This window comes from Demequina mangrovi (assembly GCF_000759715.1).
Lineage (GTDB): Bacteria > Actinomycetota > Actinomycetes > Actinomycetales > Demequinaceae > Demequina > Demequina mangrovi.
Genome location: NZ_BBLU01000005.1, coordinates 17,939 through 39,300, shown reverse-complemented (window position 1 = coordinate 39,300; position 21,362 = coordinate 17,939). Strand labels below are relative to the sequence as shown.

Here is a 21,362-nt window from a genome sequence, read left to right as displayed (position 1 = left end):
TCTCGCTTCCGGTCACGAGGCCGCGAGCGCATCGGCGCCCGAGACGATCTCGCTGATTTCCTGGGTGATCTCGGCCTGACGCGCCTGGTTGGCGAGTCGGGTGTAGTTGCGGATGATGTCCTCGGCGTTCGAGGTGGCGGTGTTCATCGCGCGCTGGCGGCTCGCGAGCTCGGAGGCCGCGCAGTGCAGGAGGCTGCTGAAGATGCGCGACTCGATGTAGCGCGGCAGCAGCGCGTCGAGCACCAGCTCGGGCGACGGCTCGAAGTCGTACAGCGGCTCGATCTCGCCCTCCTCGGTCTCCTCGACGCCCTCGACGATCTCCAGCGGCAGCAGCCGCAGGACCATCGCCTGCTGGGTCACCATGGAGACGAAGCGGGTGCCGACGATGTAGATCTCATCGACGCCGCCGTCCTCCTTGGACGCCTGGAAGCGCTCGAACAGCGCCTTGGCCATCTCCCGGGCGGTCTCGCGGTCCGGGGCGTCCGACGCGCCGGTCCACTGGCCCGCGATCTCGCGCCGACGGAACGAGTAGTACGAGACCGCACGGCGACCGGCGGCGAACTGCACGATCTCCTTGCCGTCCGCCTGGAGGCGGCCGCGAAGGCGCTCGGCCTCACGGATGACGTTCGCCGAGTAGGCGCCCGCCATGCCGCGGTCCGCGCTGATGACCAGCACGGCCGCACGGCCGGTGTCCGTCCGCGGCGTCGTCAGCGGGTGGTCGACGCTCGAGTGCGCCGCCACCGCGCTGATCGAGCGCGTGATGGCCCGCGCGTACGGGGTGGCCTGCTCCACACGGAGGCGGGCCTTCCCGATACGCGAGGCCGCGATGAGCTCCATCGCGCGGAAGATCTTCTTGAGCGAGCTGGTCGCCCTGATCCTCTGCCGATAGACGCGCTGCTGTCCGGCCATCGGTTACTTCTTCTCCGCGACGATGCGCTCCTGCTCGACCGCCACGCCCTCGCCGTCGTCGACCGTCGAGTCGGTGGTGAGGGCGACGCCCTCGCCCTCGAGGAAGGTCGAGACGAAGTCGTCGACGTGCGTGTGCAGCGCGGACTCGTTGTCGTCCGAGAGCTGGCCCGTCGAGGCGATGTCGTCGAGGATCGAGGTGTTGCGACGCAGGTGGTCGAGCAGCTCGCGCTCGAAGCGCAGGACGTCGCCCACGGCGATCTTGTCGAGCTTGCCCTTGGTGCCGGCCCACACGGACACGACCTGCTCCTCGACCGGGAACGGCGAGTACTGGGGCTGCTTGAGCAGCTCCATGAGGCGCGCGCCACGGGTCAGCTGCTGGCGCGAGGCCGCGTCGAGGTCCGACGCGAACATCGCGAAGGCCTCGAGCGAGCGGTACTGCGCGAGCTCGAGCTTGAGCGTGCCGGAGACCTTCTTCATGGCCTTGACCTGCGCCGAGCCACCCACGCGGGAGACCGAGATGCCGACGTCCACGGCGGGACGCTGGTTGGCGTTGAACAGGTCCGACTGGAGGAAGATCTGGCCGTCGGTGATCGAGATGACGTTGGTCGGAATGTATGCCGAGACGTCGTTGGCCTTGGTCTCGATGACCGGGAGACCCGTCATCGAGCCCGCGCCCATCTCATCCGACAGCTTCGCGCAACGCTCGAGCAGGCGGGAGTGCAGGTAGAAGACGTCGCCGGGGTACGCCTCGCGGCCCGGCGGGCGGCGCAGCAGCAGCGACACGGCACGGTAGGCCTCGGCCTGCTTCGACAGGTCGTCGAAGATGATGAGGACGTGCTTGCCGTCGTACATCCAGTGCTGGCCGATGGCCGAGCCGGTGTAGGGCGCGAGGTACTTGAAGCCGGCCGGGTCGGACGCGGGGGCCGCGACGATGGTCGTGTACTCGAGCGCGCCGGCCTCCTCGAGGGCGCCACGCACGGAGGCGATGGTCGAGCCCTTCTGGCCGATGGCGACGTAGATGCAGCGGACCTGCTTGGTCGGGTCGCCGGTCTCCCAGTTCGCCTTCTGGTTGATGATCGTGTCGATCGCGATCGCGGTCTTGCCGGTCTGGCGGTCGCCGATGATCAGCTGGCGCTGGCCGCGGCCGATCGGGATCATGGCGTCGATCGCCTTGAGACCGGTCTGCAGGGGCTCGTGCACCGACTTGCGCTGCATGACGCCGGGCGCCTGGAGCTCGAGGGCGCGACGCGCCTCGGTCTCGATGTCGCCGAGGCCGTCGATCGGGTTGCCCAGCGGGTCGACGACGCGACCCAGGTAGCCGTCGCCCACCGCGACCGAGAGGACCTCGCCCGTGCGCTGGACCGTCTGGCCCTCCTCGATGCCGGTGAACTCACCGAGCACCACGACGCCGATCTCGCGGACGTCGAGGTTGAGCGCGAGGCCGAGCGTGCCGTCCTCGAAGCGCAGCAGCTCGTTGGCCATGCAGCCCGGGAGCCCCTCGACCTGCGCGATGCCGTCGGCCGCAAGCGTCACGCGGCCGACCTCGTCGACCACGGCGCCCTTCGGCTCGTAGGACTTCACGTAGCTGTCGAGTGCAGCCCGGATCTCGTCGGGGCTGATCGTCAACTCTGCCATGCCATCTCTCCTGTCAGTGCCGCCGGGGCGGCCGGTGGTGCGTCGGTTCAACCGACAAGTCGTCGTCGTGCTTCGTCGAGCCGGGACAGGACGGTGCCGTCCACCACCTCGTGCCCGACCTGGACTCGGATGCCGCCCAGGACCTCGGGGTCCACGGCGACGTTGATCGTGACCTCGCGGCCGTACGCCTCGGTCAGCAGCGCCGCGAGCCGCGTGCGCTGCGCCGCGCTGAGCTCGACGGCGGCCGTGACGTGGGCGAGGACCTTGTCGCGGTGCTCCGCGGCGGCCTCGAGCAGACGCTCGATCGCCGGCAGCAGGCGGTGCCCGCGGGGCACCCCCACCACGCGACGCAGCAGCGCCTCGGTGGTCGGGAGCAGCTTGCCCCCGAGCACGCCCTCGAGCAGCGCGAGACGGGCCTCCTTGGTCGCGGAGCGGTTGCCCAGCGCGGTGAGCAGCTCGCGGTCGCCCGCGATCGCCCGCTCCACGCGGAACAGCTGCTCCTCGACGTCGTCGAGGGTGCCCGCATCGTGGGCGTACGCGAAGATCGCACGCTCGCCCGCATCGTCGATCGCGTCGGAGAGGTCGTCCTCGTCCGACCACCGCGCGCCGCAGAACGCCGCGAGGGCGTCCACCACGCGGGGGTCGTACGCGCCGAAGAGCTGACGCGCGAGCGCGCCCTTCGCCTCGGACGACCGCGCCGGGTCCGTCAGCGCACGGCGGAGCGAGGCCGACGCGTCGAGCACGTCGACCGCCGCGAAGAGCTGCTCCGCGAGGACGATGCCGTCCTTGCGGTTCGCCGCCATCATCGGGGCGAGCTCACGCAGCACCGCGTCACGCGACACCTGGCTCGTTCCACGCATGCGATCAGCCCTCCGCCTTGACCGTCGACTCGAGGTCGTCGAGGAAGCTGTCGATCACGCGCTGCTGACGAGCGTCGTCGGCGAGCGACTCGCCCACGATGCGCGACGCGAGCTCGGTGGCCAGCGAACCGACCTCCGTGCGCAGCGAGACGACCGCCTGGTGGCGCTCGGCGTCGATCTGGCGCTGGGCCGTCTCGACGATGCGCTCCGCGTCGGTCCCGGCGCGACGACGGGCGTCGGCCAGGATCTGGGCGGCCTCGACGCGCGCGTCCTCACGGATGCGCGCGGCCTCGGCACGGGCCTCGGTGAGCTGAGCCGTGTACTCCTCGAGAGCGGCGGCGGCCTCGGCCTGAGCCTTCTCCGCCTTCTCGATGCCGCCCTGGATGAGCTCGGCGCGCTCGTCGAGCACCGTCTGCAGCTTGGGGAGGATCACCCGCGTGAACACCACCGCGATGATCGTGAAGATCACGATCGACCACAGCAGGTCGTACGGCGCGGGCAGGATCAGGTCCGCACCCTCCACCTCGGTGGCGTGCGCCTCCTCCGCGAGAAGCAGAGTCTGGGCGAGCATCATCAGAAGATGAAGCCGGTGACCAGGCCGAGCAGCGCGAGCACCTCGACGAACGCGACACCGATGAACATCGTGGCACGGAGCTGGCCGGCGACCTCAGGCTGGCGAGCCATGCCCTCGATGGTCTTGCCGATCAGGATGCCCAGACCGATGCCGGGGCCGATCGCCGCGAGGCCGTAACCGATGGTCGCGAGGTTGCCCTCGACGGCGGCAAGAGTGGTGACGTCCACTTGTGTTTCCTTCCGTTGTGACGAGGCCGGGGCTTCCGACCACGCAGGCTTGGTTTTAGTGCTCTTCCTCGAGCGCCATGTTGAGGTACACGGCCGCGAGCATGGTGAAGACGTACGCCTGAAGCAGGGCGACGAAGATCTCGAACAGGGTGAAGGCGAAGCCCGCGGCGAAGGTCACCGCGCCGGTCGCCTTCATCGCGCCGGAGGCGGCGAAGAAGAAGTACTGCGTGGCCGAGAAGCACAGGACCAGGAGCAGGTGGCCGGCGATCATGTTCGCCGCGAGTCGCAGCGCGAGCGTCGCCGGACGCAGGATGAAGACCTGGAGGAACTCGATCGGGGTAAGGAGCAGGTAGATCGCCTTCGGCACGCCCGGGGGGAACAGCGAGTTCTTGAGGTATCCGCCCAGTCCGTGCTTCTTCACGCCGTGGACCAGGTACAGCACGTAGACCCACAGCGCCATGATGATCGGCAGGCCGATGAGCGAGGTGCTCGCGATGTTGAGGAACGGGATCACGCCCGTGATGTTGAAGAACACGATCGCGAGGAAGATCGTCGTGAGGATCGGGAGGAAGCGCTTGCCCTCGTGACCCATGACGGGCTCGACGATCTGGTCCTTGACGAAGTCGAGCAGGAACTCGATCGAGGCCTGGAAGCGTCCCGGGACCACCTTCGCGCGGTTCGCCACGATCGCGAAGACCACGATCAGGGCGATGGCCGCGATGAGGCGGACCATCATGATCCGGTTGAACTCGAAGATGGTGCCGTCGCCGAAGATGGCGGGCGGGAAGAAGTCGGTGATCGACGGGGCATGGAAGCCGTCCGAGCTGAACATCTGCTCGAAGTAGCTCTTCGACTCTCCCGAGTCGGCGGCTTCAGCGCTGACAACCGCTGCCAGTAGGTTCCCCACGAAGTCTCCTGTGCGAATGGCTTCTTGGGCGCGGACCATCGTCCGACGCCGTTGACTGGCCCAAAGCCTAGCCCATGATCAGCGGGACTAAGGACCCGGCTCGACGTACGGAATGCGTGCTTTGCGGAGCGTCAGCACATCGACCACGAGCGACGCCACGATCCCGGTCATCGCGGTCGCCGCGAACGAGGCGCGATGGAACGATTCGACCTGTCCGAGCACCAGCAGCGCGACGATGATGACCGCCATCTTGCCGAGCCACGAGAAGGCGACGATGCCCGCCATCACGTGCGGCGGCTTGCGGTGACCGACGAGCATCGACACCTGCGTCGGGATCGCGCCGATCGCCGCGACGACGGCGCCGACCAGCGCGGCCACCGCGCCCGCGGGGCCCACGACCACCCACGCGATCGCGGCGCCGACCACGGCGATCGCGGCGAGCACGACGATCGTCAGGCGGATCGCCTGCCGGTAGACGGCTTCCTCTGGGGTCACTTCTCCTCCTCGGGAGCGCTGGGGACGGACGATGCGCCGGTGAGGCCGTGCGCGGCCGCGGGCGCGGCATCGTGCCGGGCGGAGGCGGGGTGGCGGCCCTCGGGCGTGACGCGCTGGAGCGCGAAGAGCGCGTGGCCCAGCCGTCGCCACTGACGCGAGAAGAACCGGGCGAGCCTGGGCGAGAACGTGATCGCGGCGGCCGCGGCGACGCCGACGGCCGTGAACGCGATCGCGCCCGCCGGGCTGAGGAACACGACCGACACGGTGCCGAAGGACAGCACCGCGGTCCAGATGTAGAGGACGGTCACGGCCCACCGGTGGGAGTGCCCGCGGCGCAGCAGCAGGTGGTGGAGGTGGTGCTTGTCGGGCGAGAACGGCGACGAGCCGCGCAGCCCGCGCCTGATGACGGCGGCGGTCATGTCCACCAGCGGCACCGCGAGCACCATGATCGGCAGCAGGATCGGGATGAACGCCGGGATGGACTCGCGCTCGGAGATCACGGCGGGGTCGATCTGCCCGGTGACGATGATCGCGGCGGCGGCGAGCATGAGGCCCAGCACCATCGACCCCGAGTCGCCCATGAAGATGCGCGCCGGATGGACGTTGTGCGGAAGGAAGCCCAGGCATGCGCCCACGAGCAGCGCGACCACGATGGTCGCGAGGGACGAGTAGTCGCCCGGGGATGCCGAGCGTGCGAGCAGATACGTGTACGTGAAGAACGCCATGCCGCCGATCGCGATCATCCCGGCGGCGAGGCCGTCGAGCCCGTCGACGAAGTTGACGGCGTTCATCGCGATCACCACCACGAACACTGTCGCGATGAGAGAGACGTACGAGCTGCCGATGGTGACGCCGCCGATCGGCACGGTCACCAGCTGCACGCCGCCCGAGGCGACCACGACCCCGGCGAGGAACTGCCCGGCGAGCTTCGCCATCCAGTCGAGGTCCCAGATGTCGTCCACCATGCCGAGCGCGCAGACGATGGCGGCGCCGCCGAGCACCGCCCAGGCCTCGCGGCCCGCCTCGAAGACGGGGAAGAGGAAGGGCACGGCGGATGCCACGACGCCCGCGACCGCGAGCCCGAGGAAGATCGCGACGCCTCCGAGGCGCGGGATCGGGGTGGTGTGGACGTCACGCGCGCGCACGGCGGTGATCGCGCCGACGCGGAAGGCGAGGTGGCGCATCGCGGGGGTGGCGACGTAGGCGACCAGGGCCGCGATCGCCATGAGGGTCAGGTAGACCTTCACCCGTCGTCACCTGCGACGGCGTCCTCCCCCACGATCTCGACGATGCGGGCGCGGGAGATCCCGCCCTGGCGCACGATGCGCAGGTGCTCCCCCGTCGCGTCGACGATGGTGGAGGCGACGCCGAGCGGGCTGTCCCCCGCGTCGAGGTAGACGGCGACTGACTCGCCCAGCTGCGACTCCGCATCGGCCGCCGTGGTGGCGGCGGGCTCCCCGGTGCGGTTCGCGCTCGTGACCGCGAGCGGTCCCGTGCGCGACAGCAGCGCGAGGGCGGCGGGGTGGTCGGGCACGCGGAGCGCGACCGTCCCGTGCGTGTCGCCGAGGTCCCACGCGAGCGAGAGCTGGGCGTTGACGATGACGGTGAGGGCGCCGGGCCAGCACGCCTCCATGAGGGCGCGCGCGGCGTCGGGGACCTCGCGGGCGAGGCCGTCGACGGTGCGCACGTCGGGGATGAGCACGGGCGGCGGCATCTGACGTCCGCGGCCCTTGACCGCGAGCAGGCCGGCGACGGCGGGCGGGCTGAAGGCGTCGGCGCCGACGCCGTAGACGGTGTCGGTGGGCAGGACGATGACGGCGCCGCGGTTGACGGCGTCGACGGCGGCGTCGAGCGACGGCCCCCAGGCGGCGGGGTCGTGGACGGGCAGGATCACGCCGTCAGTCTCTCAGACGCCCACGCGGGTCGCGACGAGCATGCGGTCGCGTCCCGTGAGATCGGTGAGCGTGCGGACGTCTCCCCACCACTCGGAGGACTCCGCGTACGCGCGCAGGGCGGGTCCCTGCTCGTCGCCGTGCTCCATCACGACGGTGCCGCCGACGCGCAGCAGGCGCTGCGCCTCGTCGAGGATCGCGCGCGGCACATCCAGGCCGTCGTCGCCCAGGCCGTACAGCGCCTGGGGCGGATCGTGCTGCGCGACCTCGGGGTCGCGCGGGACGGCGGCGGTGGGCACATACGGAGGGTTGGTCACCACCACATCGGCGCACTCGTCGAACTGCCGCAGGCAGTTGCGGGCGTCGCCGTAGACGGAGCGCAGCCGGGTGCGGACGTCCGCCGGCTGCGCGCGGGCGTTGAGCCGGAGATAGACGAGCGCCTCCTCGGAGGCCTCGACCATGGAGACGTGCGCCTCGGGGATCTCCGTCGCGATGGAGATGCCGATCGCGCCGGAGCCCGCGCACAGGTCCGTCACGCGGACCGTGCCGCGCATCTCGAGCGCCTCGCGGGCTGCGGCCATGGCGACGCCGGCCACAACCTCGGTCTCGGGGCGCGGGATGAACACGCCCGGCCCGACCTGGAGCTCGAGCGAGCGGAAGTAGGCCTTGCCGGTGATGTGCTGGAGCGGCTCGCGGTCGACACGCCGCGTGACGCGCGCCTCGAGCAGGTCGAGGTCGGCGCCGTCGGGCCACTCGTCGTCACGCGCGGCCGCGGTGCGGATGTAGCTGGGCTCGAGCCCGAGCGTGTGCGCGATGAGCACGATCGCGTCGTGGCGGGGCGAGGGGACGCCGGCATCGGCGAGGCGTCGGGTGGTGTCGCGCAGGCGCGCGCCTACGGTGGGCACGGTCGGAGTCTACGGCTTCCGGGGCTCAGTCGGCTGCGGACAGGCGTGCCGCCTCGTCCGCGTCGATCGCCGACTGGATGACCGGCTGCAGGTCGCCCTGGAGCACCTGGTCGAGGTTGTAGGCCTTGTAGCCGGTGCGGTGATCCGCGATGCGGTTCTCCGGGAAGTTGTACGTGCGGATGCGCTCCGAGCGGTCGACCGTGCGGATCTGCGACTTGCGCATGTCCTGGGCCTCGGCCTCGGCGGCCTCCTTCTGCGCGGCGAGCAGGCGCGCGCGCAGGATGCGCAGCGCGGACTCCTTGTTCTGGAGCTGGCTCTTCTCGTTCTGGCAGCTCACGACGATGCCGGTGGGCAGGTGCGTGAGGCGCACCGCCGAGTCCGTGGTGTTGACCGACTGGCCGCCGGGGCCCGACGAGCGGTACACGTCGACGCGCACCTCGTTCATGTCGATCTCGACCTCGGAGACCTCCTCGACCTCCGGGTAGACCAGCACGCCCGCGGCGGAGGTGTGGATGCGGCCCTGCGACTCGGTGGCCGGCACGCGCTGAACGCGGTGCACGCCGCCCTCGTACTTCAGCTGGGCCCAGACGCCGTCCTCGGGCTCGACGGAGCCGCGCGCCTTGACGGCGACGGAGACGTCCTTGTACCCGCCCATGTCGGTGTGGACGGCCTCGAGCACCTCGGCCTTCCAGCCCTTGGACTCCGCGAACTTGAGGTACATCTTCAGCAGGTCGCCCGCGAACAGCGCGGATTCCTCGCCGCCCTCGCCGGACTTGATCTCGAGGATCACGTCGCGCGCGTCGTCGGGGTCGCGCGGGATGAGGATGCGTCGCAGGTGCTCGGTCGCGTCCTCCGCGGCGGTCTCGAGGGCCGGGATCTCCTCGGCCATCTCGGGGTCGAGGTCCGCGAGCTCGCGCGCGGCCTCGAGATCGTCCTGGGCGCTGGTCCAGGCACGATGCGCGGCGACGACGCGGCCGAGCTCCGCGAAGCGACGCCCGAGCGTGCGTGCGCGACCACCGTCCGCGTGAACGGCAGGGTCGGCGAGCTGCTGCTCGATGTCGGCGTACTCGTCCAGCATCGGCTGGACGGCTGCGAAGGCTTCGGCCACGTCGTCGCGCGGGTGAAGCGGGTTACTTCTTGTTGCCGTAGCGGCGCTCGAAGCGCGCCACGCGACCACCGGTGTCCATGATCTTCTGCTTGCCCGTGTAGAACGGGTGGCAGGCCGAGCAGACCTCGACGCTGATCGCGCCGGACTTCACGGTGGACTTGGTCTCGAACGTGTTACCGCAGGTGCACGTGACAGTGGTGGCCACGTACTCGGGGTGGATGTCCTTCTTCATGATCTCCCTTAGGTTCGCCACCGGGTCCGACGCGTATCTCACGACGGTGAACCGGCGACCATGAGTCCCGTCAGCAGACGGGGCCAACGCACTATTCTGCCATGCCTGTCAAGCGGGCCCGGCCGCTCCCCCTCCCGCGCGCTGGCAGCCGTGGAGTGGTGGGATTCCACGGATTCCCGGCTGTCATCGACTGCCAGGGCGCGTGAGCCTGCCCGCGACGACGGTGAGGAGCCGCTCGCGGCACCATTCGGGCCGGTCCACGACGTCCCGCCAGCCGAACCGCACCACCGCGTAGCCTGCCGCCACCAGATCGGTCTGCCGGTTGCGATCCTCGTCACGCGCCTTCCGGGTCGAGTGGTAGGCGTCACCGTCCAGCTCCACGACCACCCTCGCGCGCCGGTGGAGCATGTCGACGGTCGCCCGTCGCGACGGGAGCACCAGATCGACCTGCCGCTCGAACGCGTCGAAGCGTGCGCCCGTGAACACCTCGTGCTTCGCAAGGACCTCGAGCGGCGTGGTCGCGCCCTCGGCGAACCAGCCCAGCACGCGCTCGAGATCTCGGCGGCCCGCCACCCTGGGAGCGCGCTCCAGCTCGCGCTCGACCTGTCGCCACGTGCACGCTCGCGCCCACAGCGCCTCCCACAGGAGGTTGCGACGCTCGTGCTCCGGCGCATACCTCCAGGCGTCGAGCAACGCGCGCTCGGGGGTGACGCAATTGACGCCTCCGAGGCACGACGACACGAGCGGCACCCCCGCCTGATGCACGCGCACCCATGCTGGCGGGTGCAGCCGATCCCCGTTGCGAGCGGCGAGGTCCGCCACGCGCGGAGCGGCGAGAGCGGGGGTGCAGAGGTGGAGCGCCAGAGCTCCCGTGACGAGCGTCCGCGGCGCCCACAGGTTGAGCGCCTCGCCTCTCGTCGACGGCGAGTCGCGATGAGCGGCACCGCAGTACACGCCGGGCAGCACCCGCGCCACCGTCCCGGCACGCACCGCGGCGTCGAGCGCGTGACGGGTCCAGGGACCGAGCAGCTCGGCTCGGGTGAAGGCGTGCGCGTTCGCGCCGAGGAAGCTGGTCAGAGGTCGATCGAGGTCGGTGATGCCGGCGAGCAGACGCATGCGCGCATCCGACCGCCCGCACGCGCCCGCCGCATCCCTGGGCGGCACGGCTGTGGATGGAGGTGCCGGGCCGATCGGGTGTGGAGACGCACCCGATAGCGCCCTGGCAGCCTCTGAGTGCTGCGAATCGGCAGAATCTCAGCACTCAGAGGCTGCCAGAGCGGAAGCAGGAGAGACGCGGAAGGGCTACTTCTCCTCGTCCATCCCCGGCGTGGTCTTGGCGACCTGCATGAGGAACTCGGCGTTGGTCTTGTTCTCCTTGAGGCGGCCCAGGAGCAGCTCGATCGCCTGCTGCTGCTCGAGCGCGGTGAGCACGCGACGCAGCTTCCACATGATCTTGAGCTCCTCCTGGCTCATGAGGATCTCCTCACGGCGCGTGCCCGACGCGTTGACGTCGACGGCCGGGAAGATGCGGCGGTCGGCGAGCGTGCGCGAGAGCTTGAGCTCCATGTTGCCGGTGCCCTTGAACTCCTCGAAGATCACCTCGTCGGCCTTCGAGCCGGTCTCCACCAGCGCGGTCGCGAGGATGGTGAGCGAGCCGCCGTTCTCGATGTTGCGCGCGGCGCCGAAGAAGCGCTTGGGCGGGTACAGCGCCGACGAGTCGACGCCGCCCGAGAGGATGCGGCCCGAGGCCGGCGCGGAGATGTTGTAGGCGCGGCCCAGGCGCGTGATCGAGTCGAGGAGCACGACGACGTCGTGGCCCATTTCGACGAGGCGCTTGGCGCGCTCGATCGCGAGCTCCGCGACCGTCGTGTGGTCGTCGGCGGGGCGGTCGAAGGTCGAGGCGATGACCTCGCCCTTGACCGTGCGCTGCATGTCGGTGACCTCCTCGGGGCGCTCGTCGACGAGCACGACCATGAGGTGGACCTCGGGGTTGTTGGTGACGATCGCGTTGGCGATCGACTGCAGCACCAGGGTCTTGCCGGCCTTCGGCGGCGAGACGATGAGGCCGCGCTGGCCCTTGCCGATGGGCGCCACGAGGTCGATCACGCGGTTGGTCATGTTGCGCGGCTCGGTCTCGAGGTGCAGGCGCTGCTGCGGGTACAGCGGCGTGAGGTCGCCGAAGGCGGGGCGGCCCTGCGCCTCCTCGGTCGAGAGGCCGTTGACCTTGTCGACGTCCGCGAGCGCGTTGAACTTCTGGCGCTGGCCGCGCTCGCCCGGGCGGGGCGGGCGCACGGTGCCGGTGATGGCGTCGCCCTTGCGCAGGCCGTACTTCTTGATCTGGTTCATCGACACGTACACGTCCGACTTGCCCGGCAGGTAGCCGGTGGTGCGGATGAACGCGTAGTTGTCGAGGATGTCGACGATGCCGCCGACGGGGGTCAGCTCCTCGTCGTCACGGATGTCGTCCTCGTCGTGCTGCGGGGCCGGAGCCGGGGCCGCGCCCTCGACGCCCTCGCGCTCGCGACCGCGGCCACGACCGCGACCGCGACCGCGGCGACGGCGACCGCCGCGCTCGTCGTCGTCCTGGGCCTGCTGCTGGGGGCGCTGGCCCTGCTGGCGGCGCTCGCCGCCCTGCTGCTCGCCGTCCTCCTGCTCGCGCTCGCCGCGGGGAAGGTCGAGGCTCACGGCCTCCTTCGCGCGGCGGGCGCGGTCGTCCTCGCCCTCGCGCTGCGCGGGGCGCTCGCCGCCGCGCTCGGTGCCGCGGGCGAGATCGAGCGCGACGGCCTCCTTGGCGCGACGGGCGCGGGTCTCCGCGTCCTCGTCGGCGGCGGGCTCGTCGGTGCGCGTCTCGGCCGACTGCGGCGAGGACTGCGGGGACGAGGCGCGGCGCGAGCGCGCGGGGCGCTGCGCCTTGGGCGCCTCGGACGCGGGCGCGTCCTGCTGAGGCGCCTCCGCCTCGGCGTCCGTGGTGCTCTTCGACGTGCGGGGAGCGGCCTTCGCCGGCTTCTCCTTGGCGGGCACGACGCCGCCGTTCTTGATGGCCTCGACCAGGTCCTTCTTGCGCATCCGCGCGGTTCCCGAGACTCCGAGCTCGGCGGCGAGCGCCTGGAGCTGGGGAAGCTTCATCGCGGTGAGGGTGGCGGTCTGGTCGGGCGCCACGGTCGTGTCTGTCACGTAAATTCCCTTCGTCGCACGAGCCCCTGTGGCTCCAGAAGTGCGAGATCATCCACGTGGGTACGGCTGACCAAGACATCATCGTCAGACGCCTGCAACGTGGATTGCGCTCCCCGGGGCGACGTGCGCCTTCCGGTGGAAGCGGGACCAGGCTACCATCGCGCCTGCTCGCGACACAATCACCCCTGATGAGCCCGGGTGTCGCCGCTCCTGTTGCCGGGCGCCGCCCTGGGGCCTAGCCTGCCGAAAGGGACGCATTCCTCGCGTTCCGGACGTCCCGCGACCCAAGGAGCAGCGCCGTGATCGGACCAGTCGAGATCGTCACCATCGCGTTCCCCGAGGACAGGTTCGACGGCAGCATCCTCCCGGAGCTCACGCGGCTCGTCGAGACCGGCACCATCTCGCTCGTCGATGCCGTGATCGTGCGCAAGGACACGGACGAGAACGTCGAGATCATCGAGCTGTCAGAGGTCACCGACGACCCCGACGTGACGGCGCTGAGCGGCCTGCTCGCCCGCATGGACGGGCTCCTCAGCGACGAGGACGCCGAGATCGTGGTCGAGGCGCTCCCCCCGGGCGGGACGGCCGCGATCCTGTGCTTCGAGCACTCGTGGGTGGTGCCGCTGCGCGATGCGATCGCCGCCAACGGAGGCGAGCTGCTCGACACGGTCCGCGTGCCGGGCACGGTGGTCCAGGAGGTCCTCGACGCCGTGGGCGCCGAGGCCTGACGCAGGTCTGACGAGAAGGAGAGCACGATGGTGCGCAGGGTAGGCAGGCCGGGTCTCATCGGGACGATGGCACGCACGGCGGTCATCAGCGGCACCGCGCAGGCGGTGGGCGGCAACATGGCGCGCCGCCAGAACCGGAAGTGGGCGGCGAAGGACCAGCAGGCGCAGGCGGCCGAGTTCGAGGCGCAGCAGCAGGTGTACCAGCAGCAGCAGTCGCAGGCGCAGATGGCCGCGATGCAGGCGGAGCTCGCGCAGCTGCAGCAGGCTCAGCCGGCCCCGCAGGTGACGGCGGCGGCAGCCGGCGGCGACGACCTCATGGCGAAGCTGGGCCAGCTCGCGCAGATGAAGGACGCGGGGGTGCTGTCCGACGCGGAGTTCGCGGCGGCCAAGGCGAAGCTGCTCGGGTGAGCACCCCGGCGTCGGCGCCGCGGGAGTCTCGGCACGGCGCGAAGCTCAACACCGTCGACTACATGCGGGAGGCCGTGCTCTTCGACGGCGAGCGCGTGCGTGCGCAGCACACCCGCTTCTGGCTGCTGCTGATCCTGGCCTCGATCATCGCCACGGCCGGCGTGGTCGCGGACTCCACGGCGACGGTGATCGGCGCGATGATCGTCGCCCCGCTCATGCGGCCCATCCAGGGCACGATGCTCTCGACCGTCCTCGGCGACCGGCGCAACCTCATCCGGTCCGTGCTCATCATGCTCGCGGGCGTCGCCGCCGTGATCGGCATCGGCCTGCTGTTCGGTCTCGTGCTGATCCAGGACATGTCCGCGAGCACCAACGCGCAGATCGCGGGCCGCGTCTCCCCGAAGTTCGTCGATCTGCTCGCGGCCCTCGCCACCGGCGTCGTCGGCTCCGTGGCGCTGCTGCGGTCCGACATCTCGGACGCGCTGCCCGGGGTCGCGATCGCGATCTCCCTGGTGCCGCCGCTGGCGGTGGTGGGTCTCACGCTCGAGTCGGGGCACTGGGCGCAGGCGGCGGGCGCGATGCTGCTCTTCACCACCAACGTCGCCGCGATCCTCGCCACCGGGGCCGTCGTCATGGCGATCTACGGCTACGCGCGACTCCGCATCGAGCAGGCGGAGGACAAGGAGGCCGAGCGCCGCCGGCGCGCCCGCTCGTACCTCACCACCCTGATCCTGCTGCTCGTCGTGTCGGTCCCGCTCACCTACTCGTCGCTCAAGACCATCGACGATCGCGTGCGCATGGCGCAGGTCACGTCCTTCGTCCAGGACGCGACCGAGGGCAGCCGGTGGGAGATCGTGTCGATCGACCCGCGCGAGTCGAGCCGGATCCTCGTGATCGTCAAGGGCGAGCCGCCCCTGCCCGACGTCGCCGCGGTCTACCAGGCGATGGAGGACGACGGGCTGGACGTCTCGCTCATCGACCTCGAGTTCATCCCCGCGTACGGCTTCGACTCCGAGCACCTCGAGGCGCCCACGGGCTAGCGGCGCAGGATCGCCGCGTCCCGCGGACCCACCTCCACCGCGCGGCCGTCGACCGCGACCGTGCACGATGCGGTGGCGTGGTTGAGCACGAACGTCCGGTCGCCGCGCGTCACCACCTCGACGCCCGCGGGCAGCCGCGCGAAGTCGACGTCCGCCTCGGCGAGCACGTGCTCGACGAGGTCGCCCAGGGCGGCGGGCGCCGTCGCGACGTAGTACGCCGCGCCGTCGCCGCTCGCCTTGCGCGTGATCGCGGGCAGCCCGTCGAGGTCGTCGGATCCGACGAAGGTCGCGAGCGCCTCGGCGTCGACTGTGCGCACGATCTCGCCCCACTCGGTCACCGCTCCCCCGGCGAGGCCGTCGATGCGTCCGGCGCGCAGCGGCCACAGCTCCTCGACGCGGACGCCCAGCGCGCCCTGCAGCGCACCGAGGTAGCCGTCGAGGCGCGCGTGCGCCCTCTCGTCGAGCACCGCGGTCTGGTAGCCGACCACGAGCCTGCCGCCGCGCTCGGGCACCGTCGCGAGGTTCTCGAGCGCCGCATCGTCCAACGCCAGCGCGCCGGCGGCGATGACGACGTCGTAGCCGTCGAGGTCCCCGGAGGCCGGCACGAAGTCCACGAGCACGCCGCGGCTCCACAGCTCGCGGTACCAGCGGGTGAGCTGGTCGAGGTAGGACAGCGTCGACGGCATCGACCCCTGCTCGAGCGCCCACCACGACGGCCAGTCCATCACCATCGCGACCCGGGCCTCGCATCGCGTCCCGCGGAGGTCCGCGAGCGACGCGAGCTCGGCGCCCAGCGCCTCGGTGTCGCGGTAGATCCGCGAGTCCTCGCCCGCGTGCGGGACCATCGCGGCGTGGAACTTCTCCGAGCCCGCCTTGGACTGGCGCCACTGGAACTGCATGATCCCGTCCGCGCCGCGCGCGACGCACTGCAGCGACAGCAGACGATGCATGCCCGCGGGCTTGGGCGCGTTGAACTCGCGCCAGTTGACCGCGCTGGTCGCCTGCTCCATCAGCATCCACGGGGCGCCGCCGCCGAGCGAGCGCATGAGGTCGCGCGCCATCGCCGCCGTCATGGGCGAGTCGGGGTCCTCGGGGTCGGGGTAGAGGTCGTCGGAGATGAAGTCGAGGTCGTCCGCCCACGTCCAGTAGTCGATGTTCTTGAACAGGCCCATGAAGTTGGTGGTGATCGGGATGCCGGGCGTGACCTCGCGCAGGACGGCGATCTCGGCGCGCAGGCATGCGCGGAGCTCGTCCGAGCTGTAGCGGTCGAAGTCGAGCGTCTGCGTCGGGTTGGTGCCCGCGGGCGTCACGCGCGGCGGGTCCACCTGGGCGAACTCCGTGTACCGCTGCGACCAGAAGGCGGTCCCCCACGCCTCGTTGAGCGCGTCGATGTCACCGTAGCGCTCGCGCAGCCAGACGCGGAAGCCCACGGCCGCCTCGTCGGAGTAGTCGCGCGAGACGTGGCAGCCGTACTCGTTGTTGACGTGCCACGCCTCGAGTGCGGGGTGGTCGCCGTAGCGCTCGGCCATGGCGCGCACCAGGCGCGTCGCGTGCGTGCGGTACGCGGCCGAGGACGGCCGGTAGTGCTGGCGGCCGCCGAAGCTCAGCACGGTGCCGTCCTGCGTCACGGGCAGGATCTCCGGGTGCTTGTCGACGAGCCACTTGGGCGGCGACGCGGTCGCGGTCGCGAGGTCCGCGCGCACCCCGTTGGCGTGCAGCAGGTCCATGAGCTCGTCGAGCCACGCGAAGTCGTACTCGCCCTCGCGCGGCTCGAGCCGCGCCCACGAGAACACGCCGACCGTCGCCACCGTCACGCCCGCGCGGCGCATGAGCCGCATGTCGTCGTCCCAGACCTCGCGCGGCCACTGCTCGGGGTTGTAGTCGCCGCCGTACCAGAGGGCGGACATGCCGGAGGGGGACTTGAGAGCGTCGTCGGTCATCCCAGCATCGTAGGGGCGCCGCGACCGGGACCGCGCGCCCGCGGTCCCGGCCCTGATCACCCCGCGACGGGGAACTCGATGCGCGTGCGCAGCTCCGGCTCGGGGGTGGTGTCGGGGTCGTCGAGGTAGATCTCGCGGGGTCCGCCGGTCACCTCGAGACCGCGCTCGTCGATCGCCGCCATCAGCTGCGAGTAGGCCGCGCCCAGACCCGCGTACGGGCCCATATGGGTCCCCGTCGCGACCCGTCCGCCCGGCAGCACCTGCACGTCCGCGCCGTCGAGGGACTCCACCCCCGGCGCGATCGGCACCGCGACGACCATGAGCAGCGGCTCGCCCTCGATCATCGACTCGGGGTACCACGTGAGCGGCGGACCGGCGGGGGTGAGCCCCGCGCCGTCGATCGCCGTCATGACGGCGCCGAAGCCCTCCGCCATGGCCGGACCGATCTCCTCCATGGGCGTCCGGCGGGTCGCGGATGCCACCGGCATCGGGTCGACCGCCACGATCTCGACCTCCATGATCGCCTCCCTCGCGGGCGGCCCACGGCGGTCCGTACCCGCCCCACCACGGTACGGCGGCGGGGCGGGAGGCGCGCGTCAGATCCGGTCGACCTCCGCATCGTCCAGCTCCTCGCCGCGGTGCGGCGGGGCGCCAGGATGCGGGACCGACGGGTCGTCGAAGACCGTCGCGAGCTCGCCCGTCGCGGGGTCCACCGGGTCGATGGGGGGCTCGACCTCCTCGAGGGGCGCCGCGAACTGCGCCTCGTAGAGCCGCGCGTACGCGCCCTTGGCCTCGAGGAGCTGCGCGTGGTTCCCCTGCTCGACGATCGACCCGTTCTCCATCACGAGGATGAGGTCCGCGTCGCGGATGGTCGACAGGCGGTGGGCGATCACGAAGGCGGTGCGGTCCTGGCGGAGCTTGGCCATCGCGCGCTGCACCAGCAGCTCGGTGCGGGTGTCGACCGAGGAGGTCGCCTCGTCGAGGATGAGCACCTGCGGCTGCGCGACGAACGCGCGGGCGATGGTGACGAGCTGCCGCTCGCCGGCGGAGAGGTTGGTCGCGTCGTCGTCGAGGACCGTGTCGTAGCCGTCGGGCAGCGAGTGCACGAAGCGGTCGACGTACGCGGCCTTCGCGGCGGCGAGGATCTCCTCCTCCGTGGCGTCGGTGCGCCCGTACGCGATGTTGTCGCGGATGGTGCCGCCGAACAGCCACGTGTCCTGCAGCACCATGCCGGTCCTCGCCCGCAGGTCCGCGCGGGTCATGGCCGCGGTGTCGGTGCCGTCGAGCGTGATGCGCCCGCCGCTGAGCTCGTAGAAGCGCATCACCAGGTTGACCAGCGTGGTCTTGCCCGCGCCCGTGGGGCCGACGATCGCGACCGTGCGGCCCGGCTCGACCACGAGGTCGAGGTTGTCGATGAGCGGCTTGTCCTCGACGTACCGGAAGGACACGTCCTCGAACACGAGCCGCCCATGGTCGTCCGTGGGGCTCTCGGCGGGCTCGGGGTCCGCGCCCTGCTCCTCGGCGTCGAGCAGCTCGAACACACGCTCGGCGCTGGCCACGCCCGACTGCAGCAGGTTGGCCATCGAGCCGAGCTGGCTCACGGGCTGCTGGAACTGGCGCGAGTACTGGATGAAGGCCTGGACGTCGCCGAGCGTCATGGTGCCGCTCGCGACGCGCAGCCCGCCGACCACGGCGATCGCGACGTAGACGAGGTTCCCGATGAACATCGCGGACGGCATGATGATGCCGGAGATGAACTGCGCGCCGAAGCTCGCCTCGTAGAGCTCCTCGTTCTTGGCCGCGAACTCCTCGCGCGACTGCTTCCCGCGACCGAAGACCTTCACCAGCGCGTGACCGGTGTAGCCCTCCTCGATCTGCGAGTTGAGGTCGCCCGTGTGCTTCCACTGGGCCACGAACTTGGGCTGCGAGCGCTTGGCGATCTGAGCGACCACGATCGCGGTGAGCGGGATCGACACGAGCGCGACCAGCGCGAGCTCCCACGAGATCGAGAACATCATGATGAGGATGCCGATCACGGTGAGCACGGACGTGAAGATCTGGCTCAGCGTCTGCTGCAGCGTCTGCGAGATGTTGTCGATGTCGTTGGTGACGCGGCTGAGCAGGTCGCCGCGCTGGTGGCGGTCGAAGTAGCTGAGCGGCAGGCGGTGGATCTTGTCCTCGACGCTCTGGCGCAGCCGGTAGACCGTGCGCTGGGTCACCCCGTTGAGGATGAAGCCCTGCAGGAGGCCCAGGATCGCCGATCCGATGTAGATGAGGACCACCTGGAGGAGGATCTCGTGGAGCCGGGGGAAGTCGACCCCGCCCGCGAGGAAGCCCTCGAAGATCACGGTGGTGGCGTTGCCCAGGATCTTGGGGCCCACCACCGACAGGGTGACGGAGCCGATGCCGAGCACGATGACCACGGCGACGAGCGCGAGCTCGGGCGTGAGCAGCCCGACCAGGCGCTTGCCCGACTCCTTGAAGTTGCCGGCCTTCTCGGTCGGCGCGCCCATGCCGGGGCCGCCCGGGCCGTGCTGGCGCTGCTGAGGGGGACGGGGCGCGTCCTGCTTCTCCTCGGTGACGTTGTCGCTCATCCGGCCACCTCCTCGGCTCGCAGCTGGGTACTGACGATCTCCTGGTAGGTCGGCGAGGTCTGCAGCAGCTCGCTGTGCGTGCCGCGGTCGACGATGCGCCCGTCCTCCATCACGAGGATCTGGTCCGCGTCGACGATGCTCGAGACGCGCTGCGCGACGACGATGACCGTCGCGTCGGTCACCTCACGGTCGAGCGCGGCGCGCAGCCGCGCGTCGGTCGCGGTGTCGAGCGCCGAGAACGAGTCGTCGAAGATCAGCACGTCCGGCTGGCGGACGAGCGCGCGGGCGATGCTGAGACGCTGGCGCTGACCGCCCGACACGGTGGTGCCGCCCTGCGCGATGGGGCTGTCGAGGGTCTCGGGCATCGCGCGCACGAAGTCCTCGCCCTGCGCGATCGCGAGCGCGTCCCACAGCTCCTCGTCGGTCGCCTCCTCGCGCCCGTAGCGGAGGTTGCTGCCGACGGTGCCGGCGAACAGGTACGGACGCTGGGGGACCAGGCCGATGCGCGCCCACAGGGACTCGAGCTGCGCCTCGCGGACGTCGACGCCGCCCACGCTGACCGTGCCGGACGTCGCGTCGTGCAGGCGCGGGATGAGGCTGATGAGCGTGGTCTTGCCCGCGCCCGTCGAGCCGATGATCGCGGTCGTGGTGCCGCGACGCGCGGTGAACGAGATGTCCGCGAGCACCGGCTGCTCCGCACCCGGGTACGTGAAGGTCACCTTGTCGAAGACCACCTCGCCGGTGCGGGGCACCTCGACCGCCGCATCGTCCTCGCGCACCGAGCTGTCGGTGTCGAGCACCGCGCCGATGCGGTCCGCCGAGACGGCGGCGCGCGGCACGAGCACGAAGAGGAAGGTCGCCATGAGGACCGAGAAGAGGATCTGGATGAGGTAGCTGAGGAACGCGGTGAGCGCGCCGACCTGCATGTCGCCGGCGTCGATGCGGTAGCCGCCGAACCAGATCACGGCCGCGGATCCCGTGTTCACCACGAGGAGCACCAGCGGGAACATCGCGGCCATGAGCCGGCCCGCCTTCACCGCGGACTCGGTCACCAGCGCGTTGGCATCCGCGAAACGGGCCTCCTCGACGGGCTCGCGCACGAAGGCGCGGACCACGCGGATGCCGGTGAGCTGCTCTCGGAGCACGCGGTTGATGCCGTCGATGCGCACCTGCATGCGGCGGAAGTGCGGCACCATCCGCCACACGATGAGGAGCACGATGACGAGCAGCAGCGGGATCGCGACGGCCATGATCCAGCTGAGGGCCGGATCCTGCTCGATCGCGAGGATCACGCCGCCGATGAGGGTGAAGGGCGTGGTCATGAGCAGCGTGCAGGTCATCAGCACGAGCATCTGGACCTGCTGGACGTCGTTGCTGGTGCGGGTGATGAGCGAGGGGGCGCCGAAGCGCTGGACCTCGGCCTCGGAGAACGAGGCGACCTTGCCGAAGATGTCGCGGCGCAGGTCGGCACCCACGCGCATCGCGATCTTGGCGCCGAAGTACACGGCCGTGATGGTGCAGACGATGCCCGCGAGCGAGAGGAGCAGCATCCAGCCGCCCATGCGCCAGATGTAGTCGGTGTCACCCGTCGCGACGCCCTTGTCGATGATGTCGGCGTTCAGCGTCGGCAGGTACAGGTTGACGATGGCCTGCGCGCACTGGAAGACGATCACCCCGACGAGGAGCCTCCAGTACGGCCGGACCGAGGCGACGAGCAGCCTCCAGAGCATGGGA

Annotated in this window: 21 protein-coding genes; 3 read left to right on the top strand and 18 right to left on the bottom strand. The window is 70.7% G+C overall.

What is annotated here, in order from left to right:
• Positions 1-12: 12 nt before the first annotated feature.
• The 14 genes from TR42_RS05885 to rho all read right to left on the bottom strand — a co-directional run bounded on the left by TR42_RS05885 (position 13) and on the right by rho (position 12,870).
• A complete protein-coding gene (locus tag TR42_RS05885; protein WP_042213972.1) occupies positions 13-909 on the bottom strand; it encodes a F0F1 ATP synthase subunit gamma in 897 nt (298 codons plus the stop codon).
• A 3-nt stretch (positions 910-912) separates the two neighbouring features.
• The gene (gene atpA, locus TR42_RS05880) at positions 913-2,544 is read right to left on the bottom strand and encodes a F0F1 ATP synthase subunit alpha (protein WP_042213969.1); all 1,632 of its coding nucleotides are present in this window, start codon (positions 2,542-2,544) and stop codon (positions 913-915) included.
• A 47-nt stretch (positions 2,545-2,591) separates the two neighbouring features.
• On the bottom strand, positions 2,592-3,404 hold the full coding sequence (locus TR42_RS05875) for a F0F1 ATP synthase subunit delta (RefSeq protein WP_042213967.1): 813 nt from the start codon (positions 3,402-3,404) through the stop codon (positions 2,592-2,594).
• Between the two features lie 4 nt (positions 3,405-3,408).
• The gene (locus tag TR42_RS05870; RefSeq protein WP_042213965.1) at positions 3,409-3,978 is read right to left on the bottom strand and encodes a F0F1 ATP synthase subunit B; all 570 of its coding nucleotides are present in this window, start codon (positions 3,976-3,978) and stop codon (positions 3,409-3,411) included.
• Positions 3,978-4,205, bottom strand: coding sequence for an ATP synthase F0 subunit C (locus TR42_RS05865; protein WP_042213963.1), 228 nt, complete (start codon positions 4,203-4,205; stop codon positions 3,978-3,980). The genes TR42_RS05870 and TR42_RS05865 overlap by 1 nt, the downstream gene beginning before the upstream one ends.
• A 55-nt stretch (positions 4,206-4,260) precedes the next feature.
• A complete protein-coding gene (atpB, locus tag TR42_RS05860; protein ID WP_042213960.1) occupies positions 4,261-5,037 on the bottom strand; it encodes a F0F1 ATP synthase subunit A in 777 nt (258 codons plus the stop codon).
• A 162-nt stretch (positions 5,038-5,199) separates the two neighbouring features.
• Positions 5,200-5,607, bottom strand: a complete 408-nt coding sequence (locus tag TR42_RS05855) for a Cg1360 family ATP-synthase-associated protein (RefSeq protein ID WP_042213957.1) — start codon at positions 5,605-5,607, stop codon at positions 5,200-5,202.
• Positions 5,604-6,854, bottom strand: coding sequence for an MraY family glycosyltransferase (locus TR42_RS05850; RefSeq protein WP_074789235.1), 1,251 nt, complete (start codon positions 6,852-6,854; stop codon positions 5,604-5,606). The genes TR42_RS05855 and TR42_RS05850 overlap by 4 nt, the downstream gene beginning before the upstream one ends.
• Complete coding sequence (locus TR42_RS05845) at positions 6,851-7,498, bottom strand: L-threonylcarbamoyladenylate synthase (RefSeq protein ID WP_143058922.1); 648 nt, start codon at positions 7,496-7,498, stop codon at positions 6,851-6,853. Before TR42_RS05845 ends, TR42_RS05850 begins: the two co-directional genes overlap by 4 nt.
• A 15-nt stretch (positions 7,499-7,513) precedes the next feature.
• Positions 7,514-8,404 carry a peptide chain release factor N(5)-glutamine methyltransferase gene (gene prmC, locus TR42_RS05840; RefSeq protein ID WP_042213953.1) on the bottom strand — a complete coding sequence of 297 codons (891 nt, stop codon included), beginning with the start codon at positions 8,402-8,404 and terminating at the stop codon, positions 7,514-7,516.
• A gap of 25 nt (positions 8,405-8,429) precedes the next feature.
• Complete coding sequence (prfA, locus tag TR42_RS05835) at positions 8,430-9,512, bottom strand: peptide chain release factor 1 (RefSeq protein ID WP_052405674.1); 1,083 nt, start codon at positions 9,510-9,512, stop codon at positions 8,430-8,432.
• Positions 9,513-9,534: 22 nt separating this feature from the next.
• Entirely contained in the window at positions 9,535-9,744 is a 210-nt protein-coding gene (gene rpmE, locus TR42_RS05830) for a 50S ribosomal protein L31 (RefSeq protein WP_042213950.1), read from the bottom strand.
• 183 nt (positions 9,745-9,927) lie between these two features.
• Positions 9,928-10,860 carry a PDDEXK-like endonuclease domain-containing protein gene (locus TR42_RS05825; protein WP_042213947.1) on the bottom strand — a complete coding sequence of 311 codons (933 nt, stop codon included), beginning with the start codon at positions 10,858-10,860 and terminating at the stop codon, positions 9,928-9,930.
• Between the two features lie 186 nt (positions 10,861-11,046).
• Positions 11,047-12,870 carry a transcription termination factor Rho gene (rho, locus tag TR42_RS05820; RefSeq protein ID WP_081953223.1) on the bottom strand — a complete coding sequence of 608 codons (1,824 nt, stop codon included), beginning with the start codon at positions 12,868-12,870 and terminating at the stop codon, positions 11,047-11,049.
• A gap of 347 nt (positions 12,871-13,217) precedes the next feature.
• Between rho and TR42_RS05815 the strand changes: the two genes are divergently transcribed.
• From TR42_RS05815 to TR42_RS05805, 3 genes are read left to right on the top strand one after another with little or no spacing between them, the layout of a single operon-like run.
• Positions 13,218-13,646, top strand: a complete 429-nt coding sequence (locus TR42_RS05815; protein WP_042213944.1) for a DUF6325 family protein — start codon at positions 13,218-13,220, stop codon at positions 13,644-13,646.
• A gap of 27 nt (positions 13,647-13,673) precedes the next feature.
• Complete coding sequence (locus TR42_RS05810; protein ID WP_042213941.1) at positions 13,674-14,054, top strand: SHOCT domain-containing protein; 381 nt, start codon at positions 13,674-13,676, stop codon at positions 14,052-14,054.
• On the top strand, positions 14,051-15,094 hold the full coding sequence (locus tag TR42_RS05805) for a TIGR00341 family protein (RefSeq protein WP_201770781.1): 1,044 nt from the start codon (positions 14,051-14,053) through the stop codon (positions 15,092-15,094). The genes TR42_RS05810 and TR42_RS05805 overlap by 4 nt, the downstream gene beginning before the upstream one ends.
• Here the strand turns inward: TR42_RS05805 and TR42_RS05800 are convergent.
• The 4 genes from TR42_RS05800 to TR42_RS05785 form a co-directional block, all read right to left on the bottom strand.
• Complete coding sequence (locus TR42_RS05800) at positions 15,091-17,034, bottom strand: beta-galactosidase (protein WP_052405671.1); 1,944 nt, start codon at positions 17,032-17,034, stop codon at positions 15,091-15,093. The genes TR42_RS05805 and TR42_RS05800 overlap by 4 nt on opposite strands.
• Before the next feature lie 56 nt (positions 17,035-17,090).
• Positions 17,091-17,552 carry a GyrI-like domain-containing protein gene (locus TR42_RS05795; RefSeq protein WP_052405670.1) on the bottom strand — a complete coding sequence of 154 codons (462 nt, stop codon included), beginning with the start codon at positions 17,550-17,552 and terminating at the stop codon, positions 17,091-17,093.
• Between the two features lie 78 nt (positions 17,553-17,630).
• Positions 17,631-19,628 carry an ABC transporter ATP-binding protein gene (locus tag TR42_RS05790; protein ID WP_081953207.1) on the bottom strand — a complete coding sequence of 666 codons (1,998 nt, stop codon included), beginning with the start codon at positions 19,626-19,628 and terminating at the stop codon, positions 17,631-17,633.
• The gene (locus TR42_RS05785; protein ID WP_042213938.1) at positions 19,625-21,358 is read right to left on the bottom strand and encodes an ABC transporter ATP-binding protein; all 1,734 of its coding nucleotides are present in this window, start codon (positions 21,356-21,358) and stop codon (positions 19,625-19,627) included. Before TR42_RS05785 ends, TR42_RS05790 begins: the two co-directional genes overlap by 4 nt.
• Between the last annotated feature and the right edge of the window lie 4 nt (positions 21,359-21,362).